This is a genomic window from Shewanella youngdeokensis (assembly GCF_033180165.1).
GTDB lineage: Bacteria > Pseudomonadota > Gammaproteobacteria > Enterobacterales > Shewanellaceae > Shewanella > Shewanella youngdeokensis.
The window spans coordinates 788,406-811,339 of the sequence record NZ_CP136522.1 but is presented as its reverse complement, the minus strand read 5'-3'; the positions used below and the strand labels follow the sequence as shown (position 1 = coordinate 811,339).

General features: G+C 43.6%; 20 protein-coding genes and 1 pseudogene. 6 read left to right on the top strand and 15 right to left on the bottom strand.

The window, feature by feature from the left end; translation table 11 throughout:
• Window positions 1-45: 45 nt before the first annotated feature.
• Both RGE70_RS03470 and hutZ read right to left on the bottom strand, forming a co-directional pair.
• Window positions 46-1,872: an ABC transporter transmembrane domain-containing protein gene (locus RGE70_RS03470; protein ID WP_310472907.1), complete on the bottom strand. Its 1,827-nt coding sequence runs from the start codon at window positions 1,870-1,872 to the stop codon at window positions 46-48.
• A gap of 352 nt (window positions 1,873-2,224) precedes the next feature.
• Window positions 2,225-2,755: a heme utilization protein HutZ gene (gene hutZ, locus RGE70_RS03465; RefSeq protein WP_310470162.1), complete on the bottom strand. Its 531-nt coding sequence runs from the start codon at window positions 2,753-2,755 to the stop codon at window positions 2,225-2,227.
• Window positions 2,756-2,869: 114 nt separating this feature from the next.
• Here hutZ and RGE70_RS03460 point away from each other — a divergent pair.
• Window positions 2,870-3,199 (top strand): annotated as a pseudogene (locus RGE70_RS03460) (ATP-binding cassette domain-containing protein); the annotation flags it as partial.
• A gap of 162 nt (window positions 3,200-3,361) precedes the next feature.
• Window positions 3,362-3,691 carry a DUF2956 domain-containing protein gene (locus RGE70_RS03455; RefSeq protein ID WP_310470161.1) on the top strand — a complete coding sequence of 110 codons (330 nt, stop codon included), beginning with the start codon at window positions 3,362-3,364 and terminating at the stop codon, window positions 3,689-3,691.
• Between the two features lie 333 nt (window positions 3,692-4,024).
• Here RGE70_RS03455 and RGE70_RS03450 read toward each other — a convergent pair whose 3' ends face one another.
• A complete protein-coding gene (locus RGE70_RS03450; protein ID WP_310470160.1) occupies window positions 4,025-4,765 on the bottom strand; it encodes a FadR/GntR family transcriptional regulator in 741 nt (246 codons plus the stop codon).
• 358 nt (window positions 4,766-5,123) lie between these two features.
• Here RGE70_RS03450 and RGE70_RS03445 point away from each other — a divergent pair, with 358 nt between their 5' ends.
• Window positions 5,124-5,465, top strand: coding sequence for a cytochrome c3 family protein (locus RGE70_RS03445; RefSeq protein WP_375087895.1), 342 nt, complete (start codon window positions 5,124-5,126; stop codon window positions 5,463-5,465).
• A gap of 123 nt (window positions 5,466-5,588) precedes the next feature.
• Here the strand turns inward: RGE70_RS03445 and RGE70_RS03440 are convergent, their stop codons facing one another.
• The 9 genes from RGE70_RS03440 to RGE70_RS03400 form a co-directional block, all read right to left on the bottom strand.
• Window positions 5,589-7,325: a tannase/feruloyl esterase family alpha/beta hydrolase gene (locus RGE70_RS03440; protein ID WP_310470158.1), complete on the bottom strand. Its 1,737-nt coding sequence runs from the start codon at window positions 7,323-7,325 to the stop codon at window positions 5,589-5,591.
• Between the two features lie 399 nt (window positions 7,326-7,724).
• Window positions 7,725-9,467 carry a tannase/feruloyl esterase family alpha/beta hydrolase gene (locus RGE70_RS03435; RefSeq protein ID WP_310470157.1) on the bottom strand — a complete coding sequence of 581 codons (1,743 nt, stop codon included), beginning with the start codon at window positions 9,465-9,467 and terminating at the stop codon, window positions 7,725-7,727.
• A gap of 619 nt (window positions 9,468-10,086) precedes the next feature.
• A complete protein-coding gene (locus RGE70_RS03430; protein ID WP_310470156.1) occupies window positions 10,087-10,911 on the bottom strand; it encodes an ion transporter in 825 nt (274 codons plus the stop codon).
• A 417-nt stretch (window positions 10,912-11,328) separates the two neighbouring features.
• Window positions 11,329-12,156, bottom strand: coding sequence for a class I SAM-dependent methyltransferase (locus RGE70_RS03425; protein ID WP_310470155.1), 828 nt, complete (start codon window positions 12,154-12,156; stop codon window positions 11,329-11,331).
• Window positions 12,157-12,184: 28 nt separating this feature from the next.
• Window positions 12,185-13,204 carry a FecCD family ABC transporter permease gene (locus tag RGE70_RS03420; RefSeq protein ID WP_310470154.1) on the bottom strand — a complete coding sequence of 340 codons (1,020 nt, stop codon included), beginning with the start codon at window positions 13,202-13,204 and terminating at the stop codon, window positions 12,185-12,187.
• Between the two features lie 3 nt (window positions 13,205-13,207).
• The gene (locus RGE70_RS03415; RefSeq protein WP_310470153.1) at window positions 13,208-13,987 is read right to left on the bottom strand and encodes an ABC transporter ATP-binding protein; all 780 of its coding nucleotides are present in this window, start codon (window positions 13,985-13,987) and stop codon (window positions 13,208-13,210) included.
• Window positions 13,984-15,060, bottom strand: a complete 1,077-nt coding sequence (locus RGE70_RS03410) for an ABC transporter substrate-binding protein (RefSeq protein ID WP_310470152.1) — start codon at window positions 15,058-15,060, stop codon at window positions 13,984-13,986. Before RGE70_RS03410 ends, RGE70_RS03415 begins: the two co-directional genes overlap by 4 nt.
• A gap of 50 nt (window positions 15,061-15,110) precedes the next feature.
• Entirely contained in the window at window positions 15,111-17,255 is a 2,145-nt protein-coding gene (locus RGE70_RS03405) for a TonB-dependent receptor (RefSeq protein ID WP_310470151.1), read from the bottom strand.
• An 878-nt stretch (window positions 17,256-18,133) separates the two neighbouring features.
• Entirely contained in the window at window positions 18,134-18,430 is a 297-nt protein-coding gene (locus RGE70_RS03400) for a winged helix-turn-helix domain-containing protein (RefSeq protein ID WP_310470150.1), read from the bottom strand.
• 174 nt (window positions 18,431-18,604) lie between these two features.
• Here RGE70_RS03400 and RGE70_RS03395 point away from each other — a divergent pair, with 174 nt between their 5' ends.
• The 3 genes from RGE70_RS03395 to RGE70_RS03385 are packed head-to-tail and all read left to right on the top strand — an operon-like array spanning window position 18,605 to window position 21,409.
• Window positions 18,605-19,333 carry a PH domain-containing protein gene (locus RGE70_RS03395; protein WP_310470149.1) on the top strand — a complete coding sequence of 243 codons (729 nt, stop codon included), beginning with the start codon at window positions 18,605-18,607 and terminating at the stop codon, window positions 19,331-19,333.
• Entirely contained in the window at window positions 19,323-20,828 is a 1,506-nt protein-coding gene (locus RGE70_RS03390) for a PH domain-containing protein (protein ID WP_310470148.1), read from the top strand. The genes RGE70_RS03395 and RGE70_RS03390 overlap by 11 nt, the downstream gene beginning before the upstream one ends.
• A 2-nt stretch (window positions 20,829-20,830) precedes the next feature.
• On the top strand, window positions 20,831-21,409 hold the full coding sequence (locus RGE70_RS03385; protein ID WP_310470147.1) for a DUF924 family protein: 579 nt from the start codon (window positions 20,831-20,833) through the stop codon (window positions 21,407-21,409).
• A gap of 89 nt (window positions 21,410-21,498) precedes the next feature.
• Here the strand turns inward: RGE70_RS03385 and RGE70_RS03380 are convergent, their stop codons facing one another.
• The 3 genes from RGE70_RS03380 to RGE70_RS03370 all read right to left on the bottom strand — a co-directional run bounded on the left by RGE70_RS03380 (window position 21,499) and on the right by RGE70_RS03370 (window position 22,871).
• The gene (locus tag RGE70_RS03380) at window positions 21,499-21,939 is read right to left on the bottom strand and encodes a universal stress protein (RefSeq protein WP_310470146.1); all 441 of its coding nucleotides are present in this window, start codon (window positions 21,937-21,939) and stop codon (window positions 21,499-21,501) included.
• A 49-nt stretch (window positions 21,940-21,988) separates the two neighbouring features.
• Window positions 21,989-22,420, bottom strand: coding sequence for a universal stress protein (locus tag RGE70_RS03375; RefSeq protein WP_310470145.1), 432 nt, complete (start codon window positions 22,418-22,420; stop codon window positions 21,989-21,991).
• Window positions 22,421-22,487: 67 nt separating this feature from the next.
• Entirely contained in the window at window positions 22,488-22,871 is a 384-nt protein-coding gene (locus RGE70_RS03370) for a SpoIIAA family protein (RefSeq protein WP_375087894.1), read from the bottom strand.
• Window positions 22,872-22,934: the final 63 nt, after the last annotated feature.

The window sequence follows — 22,934 nt, the reverse complement described above, 5'->3', positions numbered from 1 at the left end:
GTTATAAAAACCAATACGCAGTTGGCCTCAATATAGTTTAAATTTTTACCCCTCAACGGCGGTATCATCCGTTAACAGCTGTAAGCTAGCAAACTCTCGATACAGCTCACTACTTTGCATCAACTCTTTATGAGTGCCACTGGCCACCAGTTTACCTTGGTCGAGTACTAAAATGCGGTCAGCGTTAATCACCGTCGCTAAACGGTGAGCAATAATCAGCGTCGTTTTATTCGCCATTAAACGGTCTAATGCTTGCTTTACTTTTTGCTCGCTAATGGCATCAAGCGCACTCGTTGCTTCATCTAACAACAAAATAGGACGGTCTGCTAAGATGGCGCGCGCAATGGCGATACGCTGCTTTTGCCCTCCTGATAAACGCACTCCGCGTTCGCCTAAATAAGTATGGTAACCGTCAGTAAAGTTGGTGATAAATTCATCTGCTCGAGCAGCGATACAAGCTTGCTTCACCTCTGCTTCAGTGGCATCTAAACGCCCGTAGCGTACGTTATCCAATACACTGCAGGCAAAAATTACCGACTCTTGTGGTACCAACGCATATTGCTGACGCAGCAACTGCGGGGGTAACTGCGCAATATCAACGCCATCGAGCTCTATACTGCCACTTTTTAACAGGTAAAAACGTTGCAATAGTTCAAACAGAGTACTCTTACCCGCGCCACTAGCGCCGACCAAAGCGACCCGCTCTGCGGGATGAATATGAATATCTAGACCTTGCAGGACATCATCTTCGCCGTCTTGTTCAACACCGCCTTCAGCAATATTACTGTAAGCAAAATGCACTTGTTTTAATTTAAGTTCACCACGCACAACGGCAGGTAAAGACTGCGGCTGTGCTACGGTAGGAATATCAATCGGGGTTTCAACTAACTCAATGAGGCGCTCTGTGGCCCCAGCAGCACGTTGAATTTCACCAATCACTTCGCTAATTGTCGCGACAGACCCCGCCACCATGACCGCATAAAACATAAAGGCCGAGAGCTCGCCACCGCTAATACTGCCGTTCATCACGTCATGAGCACCCACCCAGGTGACCAACGCGATGGCTAAAATGCTTAAAAACATCACCAACGAAATCAGTATCGAGCGGTACTTAATCCGCCCTTTTGCGGCGTCCATAATCGCTTCGACTCTGTCATTAAATAAGGTGCGATCTTGGTCTTCGTGGGAGTAGGCTTGTACCGTATGGATTTCATGAAGCGTTTCATCAACATACGCGCCTAAGTCACCAACTCGGTCTTGGCTTTTACGTGACAAATCACGTACTTTACGCCCAAAAAAGAAAATCGGCCCCAAAACTAAGGGCACAGCTAGTAGCACTAAGCCGGTCATTTTAAGGCTCGTGATTGCCATCATCACAATGCCACCGACAACTGTCACACTCGAGCGCAATGCCATCGACAAACTTTGGCCGACCACCGATTGCAACAAGGTTGAATCAGCAGTAAAGCGCGAGATCACCTCTCCGGTGCGCAATTTGGCATAAAAACCTGGCGACAGTTTTAATAGATGGTCATACACTTTTAAGCGGATGTCGGCGCTCACTCGTTCGCCCAACCAGGTCATTAAATAGAAACGACAAAATATGGCACTACTGCTTAATGCTGTAATACCAATAACGAGTAGAATAATTTCATTTAGGCGGGAACCGTTATCCTGTAAAAAACCTTCATCAACCATCAACCTGACGCCTTGCCCCAGTGATAACCAAGCTAATGAACCGATAAATAAGCAGACTATTGCCGCAATAACTTGTACCCGATAGGGTTTTAAAAATGCGCCAAGCCAAGGCAATACAGCTCGATTGTTAATGTTATTAGGTTTCGCTTTATTTGGCGTTGCGGTCTCAGGCAATACAGAAGAAACCGAAGGTTTATTGAGGCTCAATACAACGTCCTTAATCCAGTACCAGATTAACTAAAAAGATAAACAACAATGTTGTAGACACCTCCACAACCAGCGCTGGCGCTACTATCGAATGTGACTGCTTGCAACCACACATTGATGATAACGCTTAGCTTACACCTTATCATCGCCCTATTTTCAGGCGAATAAAAATATAATTACTTATTTTGCTGGCAATAAGAATAACAAAACCCGCGAAATTGCGGGCAATGATTATTGTAGAGCTAAGCCCATCTGCCGGCGGTACAGCAATCACCAAGCAATAGGTATCAACCGTTATGATTCAGTTACGATTGCTTGCTCACCCCGCTTTAGGTGTGCCATGGTGGCCGTCACGTTTCCAGTTTACATCTAGCAACTGCTTGCCCGTTAAACTAAAGGCTTGACCGAACCCTTTGACGTATAAACCCTGGTGCGGATTAAGCTTAAACAGATGAAAATCGGTCAGGCTGGCAAGGTTATCTATCATGTCACCAAAGCGTAGCGACAGAGCTAATACCCCTTTAGTAAACGCTTGTGTATCACGCTCAACTCGCTCAGCCGTTGCGTCAAACGTAAGTCGCTTACGCGCAAATATAGACTTAGCCTCACTTTCATCTTCAAGCAGCATCACCGACAATTGATTAGATGCATTAAGGTTTGTGCCATGGCGCGCCAGTTGACTGACTAAAATATAAAAGCCGTCATCAGCCAAAGCAAACGGAGCATAACTGGCGTTAGGGATCCCCAGCGCATCTTGAGTCGCCAACTGAAGAGTTGAACGAGTTTGCTTGAACGCTTCAATTTCTGGCAGTAACTTGTCTCTTAATCGGTGCGCGGTTTGTGTTGTCATCACTGTGCTGCCTCTATGCTGTAGCAGTAAACTGCTGTTTAAGTGTGTTGAAACGTGTCACTTGCTCAGTAATTAGCACGCGTTTTTTGTCTCGCCCCAAATACACCTTAAATACGTCTACTAACACAATTAGCGCAATCAGATAAGCCACCGATTTTATTATTAGACGAGCCCACATCGGCACTCGATTTGGCGCAGCAACACCGGGTATTGCTGCGAGCAAAATCACTTGCACACCAACATGAGTACGCTGTTATTGTGGTGCTGCATGACCTCAATCAAGCCTCACGTTATGCCGACCGAGTCGTGGTGCTCGAAAAAGGGCAAGTCGTCAACGACGGCCAACCACATACAGCATTAACACCTGCTACCATTAGGCAAGTTTGGAACTACGATCCCGTAGTCGTTATGGAGCCGGGAAGCAGTACGCCCCTGCTATTTTAAATATTGTGACGTCAGATTTAACATAACCATGCAGGCATAGGCCTTGTTAAATTATTTACTCTGCCAAAATGGTGATAAGGCAGCGACTAAATAAATAAGTAAACCACTCGCAAATTAGCTCATGTTATAGTGCATTTATCATTAGCTAAGCATTCATCAAACATGGCACAACCAATTTCAAGCGAAACTAAAAACGACGCGCTAAAAGTCGCTAAATCAACCCAGAAACCAGGGCAATCTAAAGAGCAAACCAAGCTCATCGCTCTTGGCATTGAAAAAGGCATTGCGGAATATAAAAAACAACAAAAAAATAAAGCCAGAATTCGCGACAAACAAAAAAAACAGCAAGCTCGCGCCAAAGCTAAGGCGTCAACCAACGAACTCAATAGCGCTGAGACAAGTCAACAAGGTACTAATATGGCCTATTTACCATGGGGTTTATTAATTTTAAGTTGGATTGGTTTTATCTGTTATAGCGTTATCGGAAACTAACGGTGAACACACCACGATAAACTTGAGCTAAGCGAATGCAGCTAGAGAAGAATTTGTACTATTGAATTTTTATATGAAACACTGAAAACCGCTAATTAATGGTTACAGTAATAAAAATTAGAGGTATCGATAATGCTAAATCAGCAGCATTCACAACAGCTGCTACAACATTAAGACTAATGAAAATTAATCTTAATGTTTAATAAAAGAGCTTCAATTTTCGCGTTAAATTAAAACACTGACTCTCGCCACCAAAACTTAATTAGCAATTGGTTTTAAATTAGCGCCAAATTATGGCACTAATAAATCACTTCTAACTGATGTTACAGCAAATTAACTTTGTGGCGTTAGATTAGTTAAGTTGTGCTTTCTGTAATCTGATTCAATATCAGCAAGTAAGCCCAGAAACTCTAATAAGTGTTCGCGCATCGCCTTTTCAGCCCCTTCTTCGTCACCGGCAATAACCGCATCAACGACCGGATTATGCATTCCAGGTGGGTGAATTTTGTCTGTATCAGGTTGAAACTGACTCGCAATGCTACCAACAAGTTGAATTAATGACTTATCAATTGCTGTCAAAAAACGGTTATCACACATGTCAGCAAGCAAGTAGTGGACGTGGCTTCGCAAAATCACCGTTTCTGGGTATTCCAAGGTTCGGCTTTCGTCATCATTTGCTTTTTTTAGCACTTCAGCTTGCTCAGGCGTACAGTGTTTTGCAGCTAGACCTGCAACAATAGGCTCAATAGCAAGACGCGCTTTACAAATCTCATCAAAAGACATATTACCTAAGAAAAATAGATCTTTGCATTCGGTACTTAATCTTTCAAATGTTCGTTCCTTAACAAAAGCGCCGCCCATTGCACCTTGTTTAATCACAACCAACTCACGTGCTTCTAGTACTTTAATCGCTTCACGAACAACCGTGCGGCTGACTTGAAAAGATTCAATAAGTTCACGTTCAGACGGTAATTTATCACCTGCTTCATAGCGGCCTTCAAAAATGGCGCGCCTTAGCTGGTTAGAGACTTCGTCAGAAGCCTTTACCTTCTTAATAGGTTCAAAGTTCTTCAAGGTTAATCCTTTAGATAAGAGGCTATTACTGCTTAACGGAATATACCGCCAAGATTAAGCCGAAATGAGAACGACCGGTAAATTATATCACAGTAAATGTAAAAGCAAGTGTCCAAAACACTCACTCACATCACAGTCACATACCTATGAGTTTACATATTACATCAGCACTTACAAATACTCATTTTGCTCGCGCTCAAGTAAGCGCCAATAAACGTGACACTCTACTCAGTTACGGCAAAACTGTGATCACTTATTCATATACAGCGTTGTAACATTTACCCACTAAACCATATGTCATACATTTAACGTATATTATTAACCAAACATTCGAGAAAACCCTTTTATGCTTAATATTATGAAGACAGTTTCACTAAGTTGCCTCCTTTTAGCCGTTGCTGCCACAGCCCCTTTAGCTCATGCAAAAAAAGAGCTTCATGGCGCTCATAAAGAGATGAAAGTGAAATGTAAATCTTGCCATGTTAACGGTATGAAAAAACCTGCTAGCATGGAAGGTTGCTTTGATTGTCACGGTAGTTACGACGATATTCGCGCTTTAAGCGAAGAAAAAGAGTTAGAAGCCAACCCACATGATTCACACCTAGGTGACGTAGAATGTTCTGATTGCCATAACATTCATAAAGAGTCTGCAGAAACTGTTTGTGCTGAATGCCATGAATTCGATTTTGTAACGCCTTAATTTAAAGCAAAAAAAAGCCTGCATATTGCAGGCTTTTTTTATAATGAGAGCAAACGATAGACCTTAATCATATGAGCTTTAAAGCCACATTCGTTTGCACAACCTCAAAGTAACATTGCGCAATTACTCAGGTAAAACACAACTAAAGTTAGCGGCGTCTTCAATGCTACCTGAGCCAGAATAAGTCGCTACTGTAGGGTAAGGGCAAAGAGGACGGGTACGAGTTTTAGACCAATCATCAGGTAGGTCAGCACTGTCTGCTTTAACAGATGCAATCACTTGTTGAGGTTGCGCTCCCTCTTCCACCCATTCAACTAAGTCATCAAGCATGTCGAACACTTCGGTTGCTGGACCTGAACCACAATGGTTCATACCCGGTACCAGATACAACCGCGCAAACTCATCGGCATTGCCTTGGTTTTCTTGCTGAACACCATCAAACCAGTTAATGGTATCGTTAACCGAAAAAACAGGATCCGACGAACCATGAACCACCATCATTTTAGCACCGCGATCCCGCATAGCAGACAAATTAGTTTCATCAACCGGCGGCATAAACGACATTGGTGCTTCAGTATACTCGCCATCGGTTGCATAGATTTTTGCCGCATCGGTGTCCATGCTAAAGCCATTAGCAAATTCAAAGTTAGCCAGTTTAGAGCGGTAATTAAATGGCGTTGGCGTAGTGGTAAAAATAAACGCAACGGCACTTGGGTCGCGCGTCATTGCCATCTGGTATTCCCATTTGGTATAACCAGTGCCGCCCATACCCGCGTCGTATAAAAACTTCGTATAGATTTCGGCATTAGTTTTACTATGACGTGGGCCTTGCATGACATTAGCAAACACGGTTTTTTGCTCTGCTGTCAGACAAGTACCATCACGTTCACCACGACAGGTTTTCACATCGCGTTCAAAATCAAACGCTTGTTGGCAAGCCAATAAAGCGTTAACCATGCCATCTTGTACGCCATCGAGTGCGTCACACTGCGCCACTACGGCTGCAGCTACCACGGCAAATTCTGGCACAGTAATCGCGCTTTCAAGCACGGGTAAAATATCGTCATCGGTAGCATTTGAAGTATCAACTAAGCTTGCATATTGCTGCACACCGTACATTTGAGATACCGCAGCTTGCGGTAAATGAAACCCAGGATTTGCCACCAAGAAGCCATCGTACATATTGCTAAAACGCGTTGATGCAACCATGGTATGGCGGCCACCGTTAGAGCAACCTCCAAAATAAGAACGGTCAGGCAGCTTACCATAAGCCACGTTAATCAACGCTTTTGCCATTGGCGTCAATTCAGCGACAGCGTTATAACCGTAATCAATACGAGCTTGCGGATCTAAACCAAATGTTGGGGTACGACTTGGGTGGCCAGCGTTAGAACTTATCACGGCAAAGCCTTTACTTAGTGCCGCTGAATTTTCTGTTCCGGTATACATAATATCGCCAACGGCAGGTTTAACTGCACCATCTAAACCACCATTTGCTTGGTAATAAAAACGGCCATTCCAGTTAACTGGTAAGCGCATTTCAAAACCCATCGCATAGGCTGTGGTGTCAGTTTTATAGCCTTTGCCCATACGCTCGTTCATGTGGCCGGTTACGATACAATGCGCTGGCGTGCTGTAACGTTTAACAATGCCAGCTTCTACACGCTCAACGCCAGTGATGGTAGTGCTGGGGTAACTGAATGCGTCAGCTAGTTTTTCACATACACTTAATGTGGCAGGTCTGGCAGCTTCAAGCGTCGGTAATGCGTGCGGCTTGGCCACTTCAGTTGTTTTGCAGCCAGAGAGTGACGAGCAAAAAAGCGGAATCGTCAGCGATAGTAATAAGTGTTGTTTGTTCATTTATTTAGACCTTCGTGTCGACATAAAACACGTGAAAAAGTGACCAAAAATTCTACTTTAATTTGTTAATCATAGCAATCTGTTATACGTATGACACTTAAGTAATAGTGAGCTTAAAACACTATTATGAGCAGCACATTAAACACAAGAACGAGTCACACAACATCAGCAATTGAAGCACACATATTATAGACATAATTTAAACGTTTTCAGGTGAAAAGTGCGGTTTAAACGAGGGTAACCTAAAGCATATTGGACCTGTGACGCATAGCTAATAGTCAAAGCTCAAGTTTGTGATAGAAGGCAGTAGCCAAGCGGATACAAAAAAGCCTGCATATAGCAGGCTTTATTAAGATACAACACTAAATTACATTAGCTGCAACACCAGATGCTTAACGATTACTCCGGCGAAACACAGCTAAAGTTAGCAGCATCTTCAATACTACCGGTACCAGAATATGTGACTACTGCTGGGTATGGACAAAGTGGTCTGGTACGTGTTGCAGACCAGTCAGCGGGGATGTCAGTACTGCCCGCTTTAACTGTCGCAATAACACTTTGAGGTTGCATGCCCTCTTCAACCCATTCAACTAAGTCGTCAAGCATGTCGAATACTTCAGTTGATGGACCCGAACCACAATGGTTCATGCCTGGCACTAGGTAAAGGCGGGCAAACTCATCAGCATTACCTTGGTTTTCATCTTGAACGCCTTCGAACCAGTTAATGGTATCGTTAACCGAGAAAACCGGATCCGACGTACCATGAATCACCATCATTTTAGCACCGCGAGCACGCATGGCAGAAAGATCAGTTTCATCAACGGGTGGCATAAATGTCATGGCCGCTTCAGTGTATTCGTCGTCAATCGCAAAGATTTTTTCTGCATCGGTGTCCATGCTAAACCCATTAGCAAACTCAAAGTTAGCGAGGTTAGAACGGTAGTTGAATGGTGTTGGCGTAGTGGTGAAAATAAACGCGACGGCACTTGGATCTCGTGTCATGGCCATTTCGTATTCCCAACTGGTATAGCCGGTGCCACCCATACCTGCATCGTATAAAAACTTGGTATAAACCTCTGCATCAGTTTCACTATGGCGTGGACCTTTCATTACGTTAGCAAACACGGTTTTTTGCTCTGCAGTAAGACACGTACCATCACGTTCGCCATCACAGGTTTTTACGTCTCGATCAAAATCAAATGCTTCCTGACATGCCATGATAGCGTTAACCATGCCATCAGCAGCGCCATCAAGCGCGTCACACTGAGCCACAACAGCAGCAGCCACAACAGCAAATTCAGGTACCGTAATGGCACTTTCTAGCACAGATAAAATATCCGCATCGGTGGCAGTCGACGTATCAACCAAGCTTGCATATTGCTGTACACCGTACATTTGAGAAACGGCCGCTTGTGGTAGATGAAAACCTGGGTTTGCCACAAGGAAACCATCGTACATTTCGCTAAAACGCGTTGATGCAACCATGGTATGGCGGCCACCATTAGAACAACCACCGAAGTAAGAGCGATCCGGTTGCTTACCGTAAGCAGTTTTAATCAAGTCTTTGGCCATTGGTGTCAATTCAGCGACAGCGTTATAGCCGTAATCTTTACGGGCTTGTGGGTCTAAACCAAATGTCGGTGTTGGGCTTGGGTGACCGGCATCTGAACTGATCACAGCAAAACCTTTACTCAGTGCAGCAGAGTCTTCCGTTCCTGAATACAAAATATCGCCCACTGCCGTTTTCACTGAGCCGTCTAGGCCACCATTCGCTTGGTAATAAAAACGGCCATTCCAATCGATAGGTAAACGCATTTCAAAACCAATCGCAAACTCTGTTTCTTCAGCTTCTGCCGCATAGCCTTTACCTGTTCGTTCATTCATGTAACCAGTAACAATACAATGTGCAGGGGTGTTGTAGTCTTTAATGATACCCGCTTCAACACGCTCAACACTGGTAATGGTGGTGTCAGAATAGGAGAATGTTTCTTTAATGCCTTCACACACGCTTAATGTTGCAGGTGTTGCCGCTTCCAGCACTGGGAGCGTTGTTTGCTTAGCATCATCGCTTGAATTACAGCCGTACATTGCCAAAAATAACGGAGAGATTAAAAAGGACAGCAATAAGTTTTGTTTTTTCATTTGTTCATACCTTGATGTTTTTATGCGAAATGCGCACAAAATAGACCTAAAATTCTGTTTGAGCGCCGCAAAACCAGCTCAATACATTATATGTATGACAGTTACAAATGTAAGTAAATGTAAATACAGAGTTTATGAAAACAGGGTCACATATTTATTATATTTGGGCATCAAGTCATATAACATTGAAAAATAAGCTTTACAACACAAGCAGTTAAAGCAAACCTACTTTAGCTACCACTTATCAATGTTGATATTAAACAAGTTTAATTTGCATGAAGATGCAACACTTTCTATACAACTGTATTTCAGTGTGACTGACAGCGTCAGCCCGAGGGCCGCAAACGCGATTGATTAATCCACCCGTTAGCAAGTCACAATATTATTGTGACAGCAGATTATTTTAGAGGGTAAACATTGGTATAACGATGTATTGCTTTAGCGCACAATGCTCAATATTTGTAACTTATATCCGCAGCAAACAGCGCCTTGGTGTTATCACGTCCATTATCGGTGGATAAAAAAACGCCGAAGTGAGTGAAACACTTCGGCGCCATATATTGCAGTCACACATATTAACGGTGTTGGCTTGCAGTACTCTAACTGAGCACTGACTTTATTAACGAGTCGTCTGTAGTAGTTTTTTTAAATCCGCTATCTGAGCTTTAAGCTCGGCGACATCGGCAACGCTGGCTGGTTTATCGTGGTCACCTAGCGGCGCGTCATCTTCTGCTCGCATTGCGGCGGTTTCTTGTGTCATCACATCAAGCACTGCACCCACCATCATGTTTAAAAACACAAACGCGGTCAGAAATATAAAGCTTAAATAGTAGATCCAACTCAGTGGGTAAACCGCCATGGTTTCGTACATCACCGAGGTCCATGACTCAAAGGTCGACACCCTAAATAGGGTTAGCATCGCAACTGAAACATCGCCCCATAAAAAGTCATTAATATCCGCAAACAGCATACTGCCAATCGCGCCGTAGATATAAAAAATAACAAACATTAACAGCGCAATGTAACCCATACGCGGTATAGCTTTAAATAATGCGTTTACGAGCATTCTCAGCTCGGGGATCATCGACACCAAACGCAAGACCCTGAAAATACGAAGTAACCTGGCTAGTAAAATAGCCGAGCCACCCGCGGGGACTAAACTGCCAATGACAATGATGGTATCAAAAACATTCCAACCACTACTGAAAAAGCGTTTTGGGTTCTCACAAGCTAAAAAGCGGATTGCGATTTCAACGGCAAAAAATACGCTAATACCTAGATCCAATAACAATAAACCTTGCTCCATCCAGCTAGGCAGATGGTAAGTATGCGCGCCAATCGAGAGCGCGGACACGATGATGACAAAAATAACAAAGCCTTGAAAAACTTTGCTGTTATCAATTAATTTTAATTTTGACTGTAAACCTGAAACATTGGCTAGCACGGACTAAATCCCTAAACTGAACAAATAAAAAGCGTAAAAAGGCGGTTATTATCCTTGAATCAACAAGGATCGCGAAGTTTAATTAGCAACACTTAATCTTACGTTAATTGCTTACCTTTTATACCTCTATAATAACGTTGCTTAATAATGCTGCCAATGCGTTGATGGCACATGATGAGCCATCTATTACGGCATGATAAATGTCAGCCTAATTGAAAGATTGGGCACTACAAGGGCCAGCAATAAGATACTGATGATCTAGATACTCTATGACGAGATAAGGCCGTATACCAACGCTTTGATTGAACATACGTAACGGCTAAAGTAGGTAGGATGTCTCAATACAATATAAATAAAAAGGGTGGTATTAATGCTTAATACCACCCTTTATTAGGCTAACGATGCAGCATGCTAATGCTAAGCATTAACGTCAGAGGTTTTCCACCACATGATATAAGAGCGTGTTGGACGGAAAAGTCTCCAGCGCTTATCGTCAGTTTCGGTCAGGTATTTATCTACATTTTGACGGAAACGCGCTTCAGACTCAGCCGGAATATCACCCACAAAACGTAACCCATCATAAGCGGCTTGTTTGGTGTCAAAAGTCGCTTCAAAGCCATCATCAAGTATCAAAATATTCGGCTCAGCGCCCATATCGTACAGCATGTTAAACGTCACATTGTAGCTTAACGCTCGGCTGCTAGGCGTGTACTTACGGTTAGGTTGCTCAGTGATCCCTTCTAAGAAATCGAGCTGAATCTCGCGTAAACTCGGCGCGTTAGCAAAGTTCATAATAATTGCATACTTGCTGGCAACTTGGTTCAACTTCACTAGATCTGAAAAACCCACAGATCGAGAAGCAATCGCCACGTCATGTACACCAATACGCTCTACGGCGTCGTCTGCATTCCAGTCGAGCAGTAACGGGTTTATATTATCAATACCCTGAACGCTCGCGTTTGTAATACAGCGATCTAGCATATTGGCAAATGCATCAACACAGGTCACTTCACCCGCACGGCGCGCAACAGGGATCGATAATCGTCCTGGACCGCAACCAATATCAACCACGGTATCACTAGGTTCAATCGGCATACTGTCGACTTGTTTTTGAGTGAAGCGAGTCTCAAGCTTTGCCATGTTGTCATACATGTCAGCAAACTTATCCCAGTTTGCAGCCTTTGCACCTTCAGTCCGGGCATACATGCGTTCACGAACTAAGCGCCAATTGACCAAACTTTCCATTAACCTTTCTCCTGCTCTAACTTAGAGCTTAATTCCACCCCTTACGGGCGCGATGTAATACAAACAAAAACATGGGTAAACCTAATACTTCGGTAATAATCCCAACTGGCACTTCAACTTCAGCAATCGATCTGGCCAAGCAATCGGCGAGTAACAGAAAACAAGCGCCTAACATCAAGCTCGCAGGGATTAAACGTGCATTACATGGTCCCACCAGCATTCGCGCAAGGTGCGGCACAAGTAAACCAACCCAGCCAACCATACCGGCAATCGACACCGATAATGCCGATGCAAGCGTCGCAGCTAATATCACGGTGTAGCGCATAGGTACTACAGATATCCCCAAGGCTTTTGCTTCATCATCCCCCATCGACATCGCGTCCATTGCGCGACCACAAAAGCACAACACAGCAATCGCAATCAGTAGCGGGATCGACAACCACAACACTTCACTCAAGCCCGATAACCCTAAGTTACCCATTAACCAGTAAACGATTGAAGGCAACTGATCTTGCGGATCGGCCATGTACTTAACCAGTGATAGCAATGCACTAAACATCGCACCACTTAAGATCCCGCCGAGCAGTAAGGTGATCATTGATCCAGAACCAAAAATTTGGCTCACGGCAACACCAATGCCTACAGCTAATAAGCCAAACATAAAGGCCAACAACTGAATCGTGATCCAGTCACCATGAATGAGCATGCCCAGCGCAGCACCAAATGATGCCCCCGCTAACACACCGAGCATTCCGGGTGACACCAGTGGGTTACGAAATACTGCCTGAAATGCCGCACCTGAACCAGACAACGCCATACCAACTAAAATAGCCGCAAGTATGCGAGGTAAGCGTACATCTATCAGCACATTACTCAGCATGTTATAGCGATCAGTATCCATAGTGCTCCACCCTACAGAGGTAGCAGCAAATTGCCCTATATCGCTCATACTGATCGGAAAATTCCCAATCGAAAGTGCAAATACTGAGGCCGCAAATAACGCCACTGCCAATAAAACGCCTTGCAATAAAACAGAGTGTTTAAACATGATTTATAATTCCCAACCCGCGGCAGCAAAAGTGTCTAACTCTAATTCGCTGATCCCATAAAGTGCCCGCATAGTGCTTCGATTAAGCACTTCTTGTGGTTTACCCTGATCCAACAACTGACCATCGCGAAGTAACAATGCTCTATCAGCAATCATACGAGCGTGATGAGGGTGGTGAGTGGTCATCACAACCGCCAAACCTTCTTCAGATAACTGTTTAAGTTTCATCAGCAATCGAGCCTGATGACCAAAATCGAGCGCTGACGCAGGCTCATCTAACAGCAGTAATGTTGCTTCTTGTGCCAGTGCACGAGCCAGCAGCACTAATTGACGCTCACCACCAGAAATTTCGGTGTAAGGGCGCTCTGCTAAATGAAAAATTTGCAATCGCTGCAACTGCTCATCAATAACCAGATGATCTTTAGGGCGCATCGCCCCCAGCAAACCAGTACTGCAAAGTCGACCTAAAGCCACCACTTGGCGCACAGAGTATGGAAAAGGACTAACATGGCTTTGCGGCACATAGGCAACTCGGGTAGCCAAATCGCGGCGGTTATAGTCTTGTAGCGGTTTTCCATCGACTAACACTTCACCTGCTGATGCGTCCTCTAAGCCGAGTAACAAACGCATTAAGGTACTTTTACCGGCACCGTTAGGGCCCAGTAGCGCCACGACTTCACCGGGGTTAATTTCTAACGAAATACGATCAAGCAGCAGTCGATTCACACGTGAAAAGGTCAGTCCGCTACATTGTAATAATGGGTGTTCTGTTGATTCACTCACGTTCGAGACCTCACAGCCATTGGGGCAGGGTTGAGAAAACCATCAAGGTCTTCATCAGTGAGTTCAATATCGTAAAACTCGCGGTAAAACTCAAAAGCTTCTTTACGCATATCAATGTCGCTAAACAAATCTGGATATAAAAGCTTGGCAACCCATAACATTTGTAGCGCTTCTTCGGAGCTTTCTCGGCACCACCAGAATATTCCGCGAGGGTTGGCGTAAACGCGGCCATTTTTAACGGCGTTAATATTACTCCAACGAGGATCGGAATTGATTACATCAACATCGCGCGCGCGCATACTGATAATCACATCGGGGTTAGAACCGATAATCGACTCAATACTCGCAATAGAAGTGGTTTCAGACTTAACCGTTAAATGCCAGTCTTCAGCAACGTTAATACCACCGGCTAAATCTAGCCAATCTTGGTTTAACGACGGGCGTCCAGTGGTCGCCAACGGAGTACCGGACGCCACATAAACTTTGATTCGGTCAGCTTCAGGGATCGACGCAATACGCTCAGCGACCCTTAAGCGGTTTTTTTCAAAATAGGCAAGATAACGCTGCGCCTCGGCATCAGCTTCATCCCCCAGCATTTTGCCAATAAGTCCGACTCGCTCAAGCATTTTTTCCATACCACCAGAGCGAAAAGTCGCAACGGCAATACCAGAACGCTCTAATTGTTCTTTCTTCGATTGAGGTAACCCCATACCGACAAAAATAATATCAGGACGTAATGCCAGCATACGTTCAACATCAACGCCGGCTTGGCCACCATTGGTAGACAATGGTACCTCTGCAATACCTGGCACAAATTTACGAAACGCAGGTGAAAGCCGGGCAAACCTTGTGGTTGCTACAATACGCTCACCAAAACCCAGCATGGTGATAATTGAGTTTTGCGACTCCCAACTGGTGGCAACGCGCTGCACATTATTGGTTACGGTGACCGACATGTCCTCGTAATAATCTATTTGGCGGGTATTAGATTCAGCCTGAACCAAGGTGGGAACAAGCAGGCAAGAACACAGCAGCAAGCGCTGACATAGGGACGATTCTATTTTATTTTTCATCAATGGCTCCAATTTAGGTTGCCACCTAACGGTGGCAACCTACAGCTTGATTAGATTTTCACAGAAGCAGAAATGAATGCCTGCATTGGCTCACCTAAGAAAGCTGAGTTATTAGACCCAGGTGTACCCGAGATATTGCCTGGGAAAATAGCAGACCAGTACTTGGTATTAGTAACGTTAGTTACGTGCAACCTTACCGTTAGCGCCTTGTTGAAGAATTTTTCGGTGCGGTAGGTCGCGCCCAAATCCAACGTGGTGTAACCGTCAGCCCAAGTTGTATTGGTGCTGTTAGCTGCACGTTTGCCGGTATAATGTAAGTTGGCGGTTACCGATAAACCTGGTACTGCACCAACGGCATAAGTTGCCAAGAAGTTACCTTGCCAATCAGGTATACCCACCACTTTTTTACCGGTTGTGCTTTCGTCATAAGCTTCTTTAAGCTCTGAGTTCAAGTAAGTCACACCACTGAAAATTTTAAGCGCATCGGTAATATTACCGTTAACGCTTAGCTCTGCACCGGTATTACGCTGTAAACCCTGATCTTTATAAATACCGTCGCTACCCTCATAAGCGATTGCGCGCTCAAGTTGGAAAATTGCAGCGTTGATATCAAATTTGCCTAGGTTAGATTTATAACCTAATTCATACTGTTCACTGCGAACTGGCGGTAAGCTTTCATTCGCATTAACAGCGGTATCAGACGCGGTTCCACCCGATTCTAATGTATCCGCATAGGCAGCATAAATTGATACTGAGCGTACAGGTTTGTAGATCATTGAAATCGTAGAGCTCAAACCGTCATCATTGTAACCGCCGCTAGCTCCGTACTTATCAACCTCAAACTCACTGTAGCTACCCACTAACATGGTCGAGAATTTTTCATTCCAAGTAATGGTGTCGCCGATAAAGCCACTCTGTGCCTTAGTCGTACTTGATAAGGTGTAAGGGTTACCCATTTGAATATCAGGTCGAGCATACACTTGCGGGTCATATACGTCTGACGTGCCTAATACCTGCGTTTGTCTTCTGGTTCCAGTGAAAATATCCCAACTGTAACCCGTTGTACCAAACACAACGTCATGACGAATATCACCAGTATTAAACTGGCCGTTTAAATGAGCGCTATTACTGGTTATTTCATACTTGTTGGTTGTACCCGCTACAGTAACACTGGAGATCATAGTGCCTTCACCCGTTAGCTTATGGCTTACTGATGCAAAAGTTCGCTCAACGTCCTGCTCAAGGTAGCCGACAGAAAAAGACCAGTTATCGTTAATCTCTTGTTTAACACGTGCACTGAATGTTTTAGAGTTTAACTCTGTACCCGCAAATTCTTGACCATAACCTTGCTCGTTAGAATCGGGAGCATCCGGTAATGCCACATCATCGCTGTAAGAAAAACCGCCTGGGTAACCAAACTTTTCAAACTGATAGTAACTACCGTTAAGCTCGATAACCGTATGCTCAAAAGGACGAATATCTAGAGCAATACCGCCTAATTGACGGTCGATATTCGAGCCTTTTACATAACCAGTGCCTTCTTCATTAAGTAGGTTTACGCGGTAGCCAAAGTACTCGTTCGGGCTGCCAGCAGTGTCAACATGTAACGTCACTGCGCCACCATCAGTTACGCCAGTATTAAGCGAAGTGTAGTAATCACTTGTTGGCCGTTTCATGATGTAATTAAACATACCCGCTGGGCTTGCAGGCCCATAAATGGCGCCAGTTAAGCCGTTGATCACTTCAATTCGGTCAAACAGTTCAATTGGTTGTGCTGTAGTCGCAGCAACGTTCAAACCATCCATATGGTTGTTTTGTACTACGCTGCCTTCCATGCCACGGCTCTGCGGACGACCCACGTCAGTACCACCACGAGCTTCCATTTGGCTTGACGACATGTATTTAAGAATGTCGTTTAAACTAGTAGCTCCTACCGACTCAATTAATTCATTGTTAAAAACACTTATCGAATAAGGAGTATCAAGTAGAGAACGCGTACCTAAAGGCCCCATATCAGCAGTGCGAGGACGGAAACCATCGCGTCGCTCCATATCACCATAAATTTCAATTACTTCAATATCTGAATTAGATGCTTCAGGTTCAGAAGCATCTGAATTACCAGCAACCGCAGTCCATGAGGTTAATAACGCACTAACTAATAGCGCTACTCGGTTATAGGTAAATCTTCCGTGCATTTTCGTTCTCCACTATTTTAAATATCGCAACAAAGGTGTTTTATATAAAAATTAATTAAGTGATATAGCGCGAGCAGGACTTTTCATAAAAAATCCTGCAACTCTCCTCCTGATACCAACGGCTCTTTGCAGGATTTAAGTTGCTGGTTCTTATTGTGGTGAATATGGTTAGCAATAAATAACATTCAGCGTAGTAAGGATATAACTGCCACGAAAAAAACAATCACAGCGCCAACCTTGCATACGCTCACTTTATTTACACACCAAATACACACAAATTAAAAACACACACAAAATGCATCATCACACATACAATCAGACTACATACACTCACAACTCGTACAAAGGTACGAAAAATTTTGACGGAAGATATCAGAATCAATAACCTGAATATTGAAGTAAGTCACATTTAGGGAAAATTGAAATCGAAGCCAAAGCATAGTGGTGGGTTAGCCTGCCATATTTAATAACAATGAGAGGCAGTGTAAAAGACTAAAAAACAGCGGTAGAACAGGTTAAAAAACAGCTAAATGTGATTTTGGTAGATATACCATAACCATATGTAATTTAAGTATTAAAAACTAAAAAATGAAATGTATAACGTTATATTTCAAGGTATTTGAAAGGCCGAAAAAAAATGGCAACCACGAAATGTAAATGCATTTTGTTAATTAATGCATAGCGGATTACTAATATATGCAAAAAGCATTAAATTAATATTTAGTTACAATTACCATGATAACAAGCATCGCAACTATGAATTTAAAATACCTCTCTAGATTGATAAAATATCCACAAACTGTTTGCTAAAAAATAGAATATATATCTAAATTAGCACTAGCAAAATAAATATAAATTACCAGTGCCATTGTGCGAGTTTAAGTAAGTATTAACTTAATTTCGTCTATATATTCATTAACCCATAGCGAATTAATTGGGCCCCAATCATTTATTTTGTAATAACCGGCGTTATTACGCACTCCCTCTTGAACAAATTCACACTCAATACCCAAATCGCTAAAAGCTGCAATCGAGTCTTGTAAGGTTCGGCGGGGCATATTCGTCAACTGATGTAACGATAATAAATTATGGGTTTCAGTATCGATTTGATGAGCGATAAATAGCTTTCGATAAAATGCTTTTTGTTGCTTTGACGCGGTTGAGGCTTGGTTCATTTTGTTTAATCTATAATAGGTTATAGCGGTTAAATTACTTTATTTACAGTAAATAACAAGCCACTACAGTGCATATGAATAACAAATTGTACCGCAATAGCGCTCGACTAGTCATAAAACGTTAGATACTGATATAGTCAATAAAGGCAGCATAGATGACAATTGAGCAATCAGATGGACAACTCCCCCTTGAACAAAACCGATACCGAAAAAACACAGTCAACATCAACGCTTTCTCCCCGATTCGATGGCGCTTCCAAAGCTGCCACCAGCGATAGTAATCCAGAGCATTTTGCAAAACACATCATTGTTAAGCCACCCCAATGGCAGAGCTTTAACAACGTACCTTTGCAGCCGATTGACTCACGTTATTACACCCAAGTGCATGTTGAGAGTCTGTTTTTTTCAATAATGAGCTTTATAGCCGCTACTGTAATAACTCTCTTCGCCGCACAGTTAAACTTATCTAATGTGTTACTGCTCCTTGCTGCGTTGTTGATGCTGCAGTGCAGTATTGGCTACATACGGTATCAACAGGCAAAGCAACTTGGCTACGCCACCGGTGAACATGAGTTTTTAATGCAACAAGGACTCTGGTGGCACAAACGCACCTCATTGCCGTACTCTCGCTTGCAACACGTTAGCCTTTCGCAAGGCCCACTTGAACGCCACTTTAACCTAGTCACCTTAAAGTGTTTTAGTGCTGGCAGTGGCAGCGCCGAAATTGAGCTACCAGGCATTAAGCAACGCACAGCAGAACACCTACGCCAGCACTTACTGGGACAAGCAGGCAAAGCTCATGTTGCCGCACCAAAAGCCAGTGATAACGAGCAACACGCATCCGACACGGCTAATGCTGAAATCGCAACAGCCAAAAATGGCGAGGCCGACCATGACCAATAAGTTTTCACAATGGTCATCGCTGTCAGCTTGGTCTGTGATTAGTTTTACCCTTTTTACCATTAAACGAGTATTAAGCAGTGGCTATGCATTAATCCCTGTGGTTTACACCGTTTGGAATCAAGGTTTTAACAGCCCTGCCGTCATCGTGGTGGCGCTGCTTAGTGTGATTGGCATTTTGGCGTTTAGCGTACTGCAATGGCTAAAGTTTAGATTTCAAATTAGCGAGTACAAACTTAATATCGAACACGGAATTATCTTTAAAAAGGTCGATGAAATTCCTTTTAGTAAGATACAAAACGTACGCTTACAACAACCACTGTATTTTAGACCTATGGGACTATATAGCCTTGTCGTTGAAACCGCAGGTTCAAAAGGCAATGAAGCAGAACTGTCTGCGCTCAAATATAAAGCCGCATTAGCGTTAAAAAAACGCTTAATGTCGGAGCAAGAACAAAGCCACTCCACTAACACTGAAGGTATGCCCCATCGTTGCAGTGCTACTCAACAGCAAACGGTGACGCAAAAAAACCTAAAGGATCTACTTCTCTTTGGGCTTTATCAAAATAACGCCATTTGGGTAGCGGTCATTCTAGGCCCGATTTTGGGGCAATTAGACTGGGAGTCGATGGAAAACCTTGCGTCACTCCAAAGCTTTTGGGCTTGGTATGACGGTAATATTGCCAGCAGCAGTATTTTACAAATTGCGTTCGCTCTCGTTGCGTTCGCACTTCTATATTTAACCTTTTCACTGATCTCTATGGCATCAGCAGTACTAAAATATTTGCCCTATCGCTTAAGCCGCAGTGGTAAAACCCTGCAGCGTACTGGCGGTATTATTGCAAAACAAAACGATGCGCTGGCCTTAACACGTATTCAGGTAGTTAAATTTTATCAGCCACTCATTGGTCGGTTGCTTAAGTTATGGACCGTGTATTTTCAACAAGTAAAAGGCCATGAAGTGGAGCAACGTGGCGACTGCAATATGTTAGTCCCTTCAATGACCCGCCGGCATATCGGTGAACTTCTACCTAAATTAACGGGTATTGCAGCAACATCGACAGCGCTGCCGCAACAATATCAACGCATCAATAGCGGTTGGCTTTGGCGCCGTGTCAGCTTGCCGTTACTGGTGCCGATGATTAACACTTACTTTCACGGTTTAGATGGCTATACCGAAATACTGTGGCTTGCCGCTAGTCTATTGAGCTTCGCAATTTACCTAAGATATCGCCAATATGGTTATGTGATTAACGCAGATAACCTCTGGTTTCACTCTGGCTTGTTAGGCCACAGCTGGCAGCTTATCGCTTTATGCAAAGTACAACATGTATCCATAACTCAAAGCCCTAGCCAAAAAAATCGCCAGCTAGCAAACCTTGAAATAGGCCTCGCTAGTGGCGCAATTAAGCTACCCTATATAGCAATACAAGATGCGCAATATATTGCAGAGCGCGCGTTATTGCTTATTCACAATGACCACCGTAATTGGATTTAATTATGACCCGACATAATCAAAAACCAGCGCCACACGAAGTTATTACACCAAATACGATTATCAACTTTTGGTTTGAAACACTGCACCCAAAGCAATGGTGGGTAAAAGATCCTGAATTGGACTCGGTAATTAAACAGCGTTTTGCCGAGACGCTAGCGCAAGCAATGTGCGGCGAGCTCTATTTTTGGCGTACTTTCCCGCAAGGTCGCTTAGCCGAAATAATAATTTTAGATCAGTTTTCGCGCAATATTTACCGTGACACGCCACTCGCATTTGCTGCAGATCCATTAGCCTTGGTTTTGGCACAAGAAGCAGTCGCACTAAATGTTGATAATGAACTGCCCGCCAAACAAGTTCCGTTTTTATTCATGCCCTACATGCACAGTGAGTCAGCGGCGATCCATGAAGTAGCCGTGCGTTTATTTAGCCGTGATGCAGCAAAGGGAAACCTGGAGTTTGAACGTCGGCACAAAGCGATTATTGACCAGTTTGGCCGCTACCCGCATCGTAATAAAATATTAGGGCGAAACTCCACTGCAGCAGAGCTAGAGTTTTTAACTCAACCAGGGTCAAGCTTTTAGGGCGCAGCAGTGCAGTTAAACTTTAGCGCTACACGCCATTGCCTAACAAGTGATGGCAGTAAGCAGTAATTTTAATGATTACAGCCTACTTACTTAACCACTAATACCGGACACTCCGCGGTATTGGCTAGGCCTTCTGTAACATGGGCATTTAAAAAATGGTTAACGCCTTCAGCCCCATGGTTTGCGATAACAATCATACCTACTTCACTTTTTTCTGCTTCAGCTAAAATTTCAGTCAATACATTGCCTCGGCGGATCTCGGTATGAATTTTTAGCCCAGCTTTAAGCTCTTCTTGTGCGCCGATTTTTAGCTTTGATAAATTTTCTGTCGCATTGGCCATAACAAGTTCTTCAAGCGCATCGGGCTCGTCAATTTTGGCTCCGTAAAGGTCGTCATAAGTTGAGTCCATAACATGTAATAGTTCGACATTAACTTCGTATAAGTTGGCCATTTCGACAGCATAACAAAGAGCATGAGATGCCGTGATGGAAAAATCGGTCGGACAGAGGATTTGACGAGTTCGCATTACGCTTCCTTAGTTGTACAGCTAAAATCAACTAGCGAAATAATAGGATTTACTTCACAACCAACACTGGGCATTTAGCCCCGTTAGCGACTGCTTCAGCCACATTGGTATGCAAAAAATGTGATAAGCCAGTACGGCCATGGCTAGCAATGACAATCATTCCAACCTCAGCAGCCTCTGCCTCTTTAAGAATTTGCTCATGCGCAACACCGTGGCGAATAACGCTCTCAACCGATAAGTCTTTTTTCAATTCTGCCAACAGCTTATGCATCTGTTCGGCTGCTGCTGTCTCCATTATTTCAGACAACTCATCTGGCGTTACAGTTAAAATTTGGTAGTTATCTAACCCTACGGGTTGGTCAATCACGTGTACCAAGCGCAAGCCTACATGGTAAAGGTTGGCCATTTCAATGGCATATTTAAGCGCGTGAGAAGCTGTTTCACTAAAGTCTGTAGGACAAAGTATTTGACGAGTACGCATAATAAGAGTCTCCAAACATTACTTTTATAGGCTTAGAGTTAAGCCAGAATTTAGCACTCAGTTAATGTTAGCCCTTTAACCACTGACGTGCTTCTTTTGTGCTATCAAAAATTTGAGTCTGGTACGGGGTAAACCAGTCAGCGATTTTGGTTAAAAACTGCAGTAGGTTACTTTCGCCCACAATGGCGACTTTATTAAAAGCGCGCCCATGGGTTAAGCCTAATTTAAGATCGTCCCACGCTGCTCGTAACTCCCAACCATATAGCTGCGTTAAATCTGCAAGCACATCTATTTTGGCATGCTCCACGCCATTTAAAGCAGATTCGATAATGGGCACCATATACACATAATCATCATGGGTTAACGTGCCTTTAGCGACCAAACTCAAATAAAAATGATTGTCGAAACGCTCTATTCCAACGGATATTCCATGCCCTATCTCACTCACCATAATCTCCTTTTAGGGTCGCAATATAAAGCCATGGTAAACGTGTAATAAACCATCACTGTATTT

Excerpts from the sequence above, each read along its gene's own strand:
- hutZ (WP_310470162.1), bottom strand. The coding sequence starts at position 2,755 with ATGACAACACAAACCGCGCACCGATTAAGAGACAAGTTACTGCCAGAA.
- RGE70_RS03455 (WP_310470161.1), top strand. The coding sequence starts at position 3,362 with ATGGCACAACCAATTTCAAGCGAAACTAAAAACGACGCGCTAAAAGTC.
- RGE70_RS03445 (WP_375087895.1), top strand. The coding sequence starts at position 5,124 with ATGAAGACAGTTTCACTAAGTTGCCTCCTTTTAGCCGTTGCTGCCACA.
- RGE70_RS03440 (WP_310470158.1), bottom strand. The coding sequence starts at position 7,325 with ATGAACAAACAACACTTATTACTATCGCTGACGATTCCGCTTTTTTGC.
- RGE70_RS03435 (WP_310470157.1), bottom strand. The coding sequence starts at position 9,467 with ATGAAAAAACAAAACTTATTGCTGTCCTTTTTAATCTCTCCGTTATTT.
- RGE70_RS03425 (WP_310470155.1), bottom strand. The coding sequence starts at position 12,156 with ATGGAAAGTTTGGTCAATTGGCGCTTAGTTCGTGAACGCATGTATGCC.
- RGE70_RS03420 (WP_310470154.1), bottom strand. The coding sequence starts at position 13,204 with ATGTTTAAACACTCTGTTTTATTGCAAGGCGTTTTATTGGCAGTGGCG.
- RGE70_RS03410 (WP_310470152.1), bottom strand. The coding sequence starts at position 15,060 with ATGAAAAATAAAATAGAATCGTCCCTATGTCAGCGCTTGCTGCTGTGT.
- RGE70_RS03405 (WP_310470151.1), bottom strand. The coding sequence starts at position 17,255 with ATGCACGGAAGATTTACCTATAACCGAGTAGCGCTATTAGTTAGTGCG.
- RGE70_RS03400 (WP_310470150.1), bottom strand. The coding sequence starts at position 18,430 with ATGAACCAAGCCTCAACCGCGTCAAAGCAACAAAAAGCATTTTATCGA.
- RGE70_RS03395 (WP_310470149.1), top strand. The coding sequence starts at position 18,605 with ATGGACAACTCCCCCTTGAACAAAACCGATACCGAAAAAACACAGTCA.
- RGE70_RS03390 (WP_310470148.1), top strand. The coding sequence starts at position 19,323 with ATGACCAATAAGTTTTCACAATGGTCATCGCTGTCAGCTTGGTCTGTG.
- RGE70_RS03385 (WP_310470147.1), top strand. The coding sequence starts at position 20,831 with ATGACCCGACATAATCAAAAACCAGCGCCACACGAAGTTATTACACCA.
- RGE70_RS03380 (WP_310470146.1), bottom strand. The coding sequence starts at position 21,939 with ATGCGAACTCGTCAAATCCTCTGTCCGACCGATTTTTCCATCACGGCA.
- RGE70_RS03375 (WP_310470145.1), bottom strand. The coding sequence starts at position 22,420 with ATGCGTACTCGTCAAATACTTTGTCCTACAGACTTTAGTGAAACAGCT.
- RGE70_RS03370 (WP_375087894.1), bottom strand. The coding sequence starts at position 22,871 with ATGGTGAGTGAGATAGGGCATGGAATATCCGTTGGAATAGAGCGTTTC.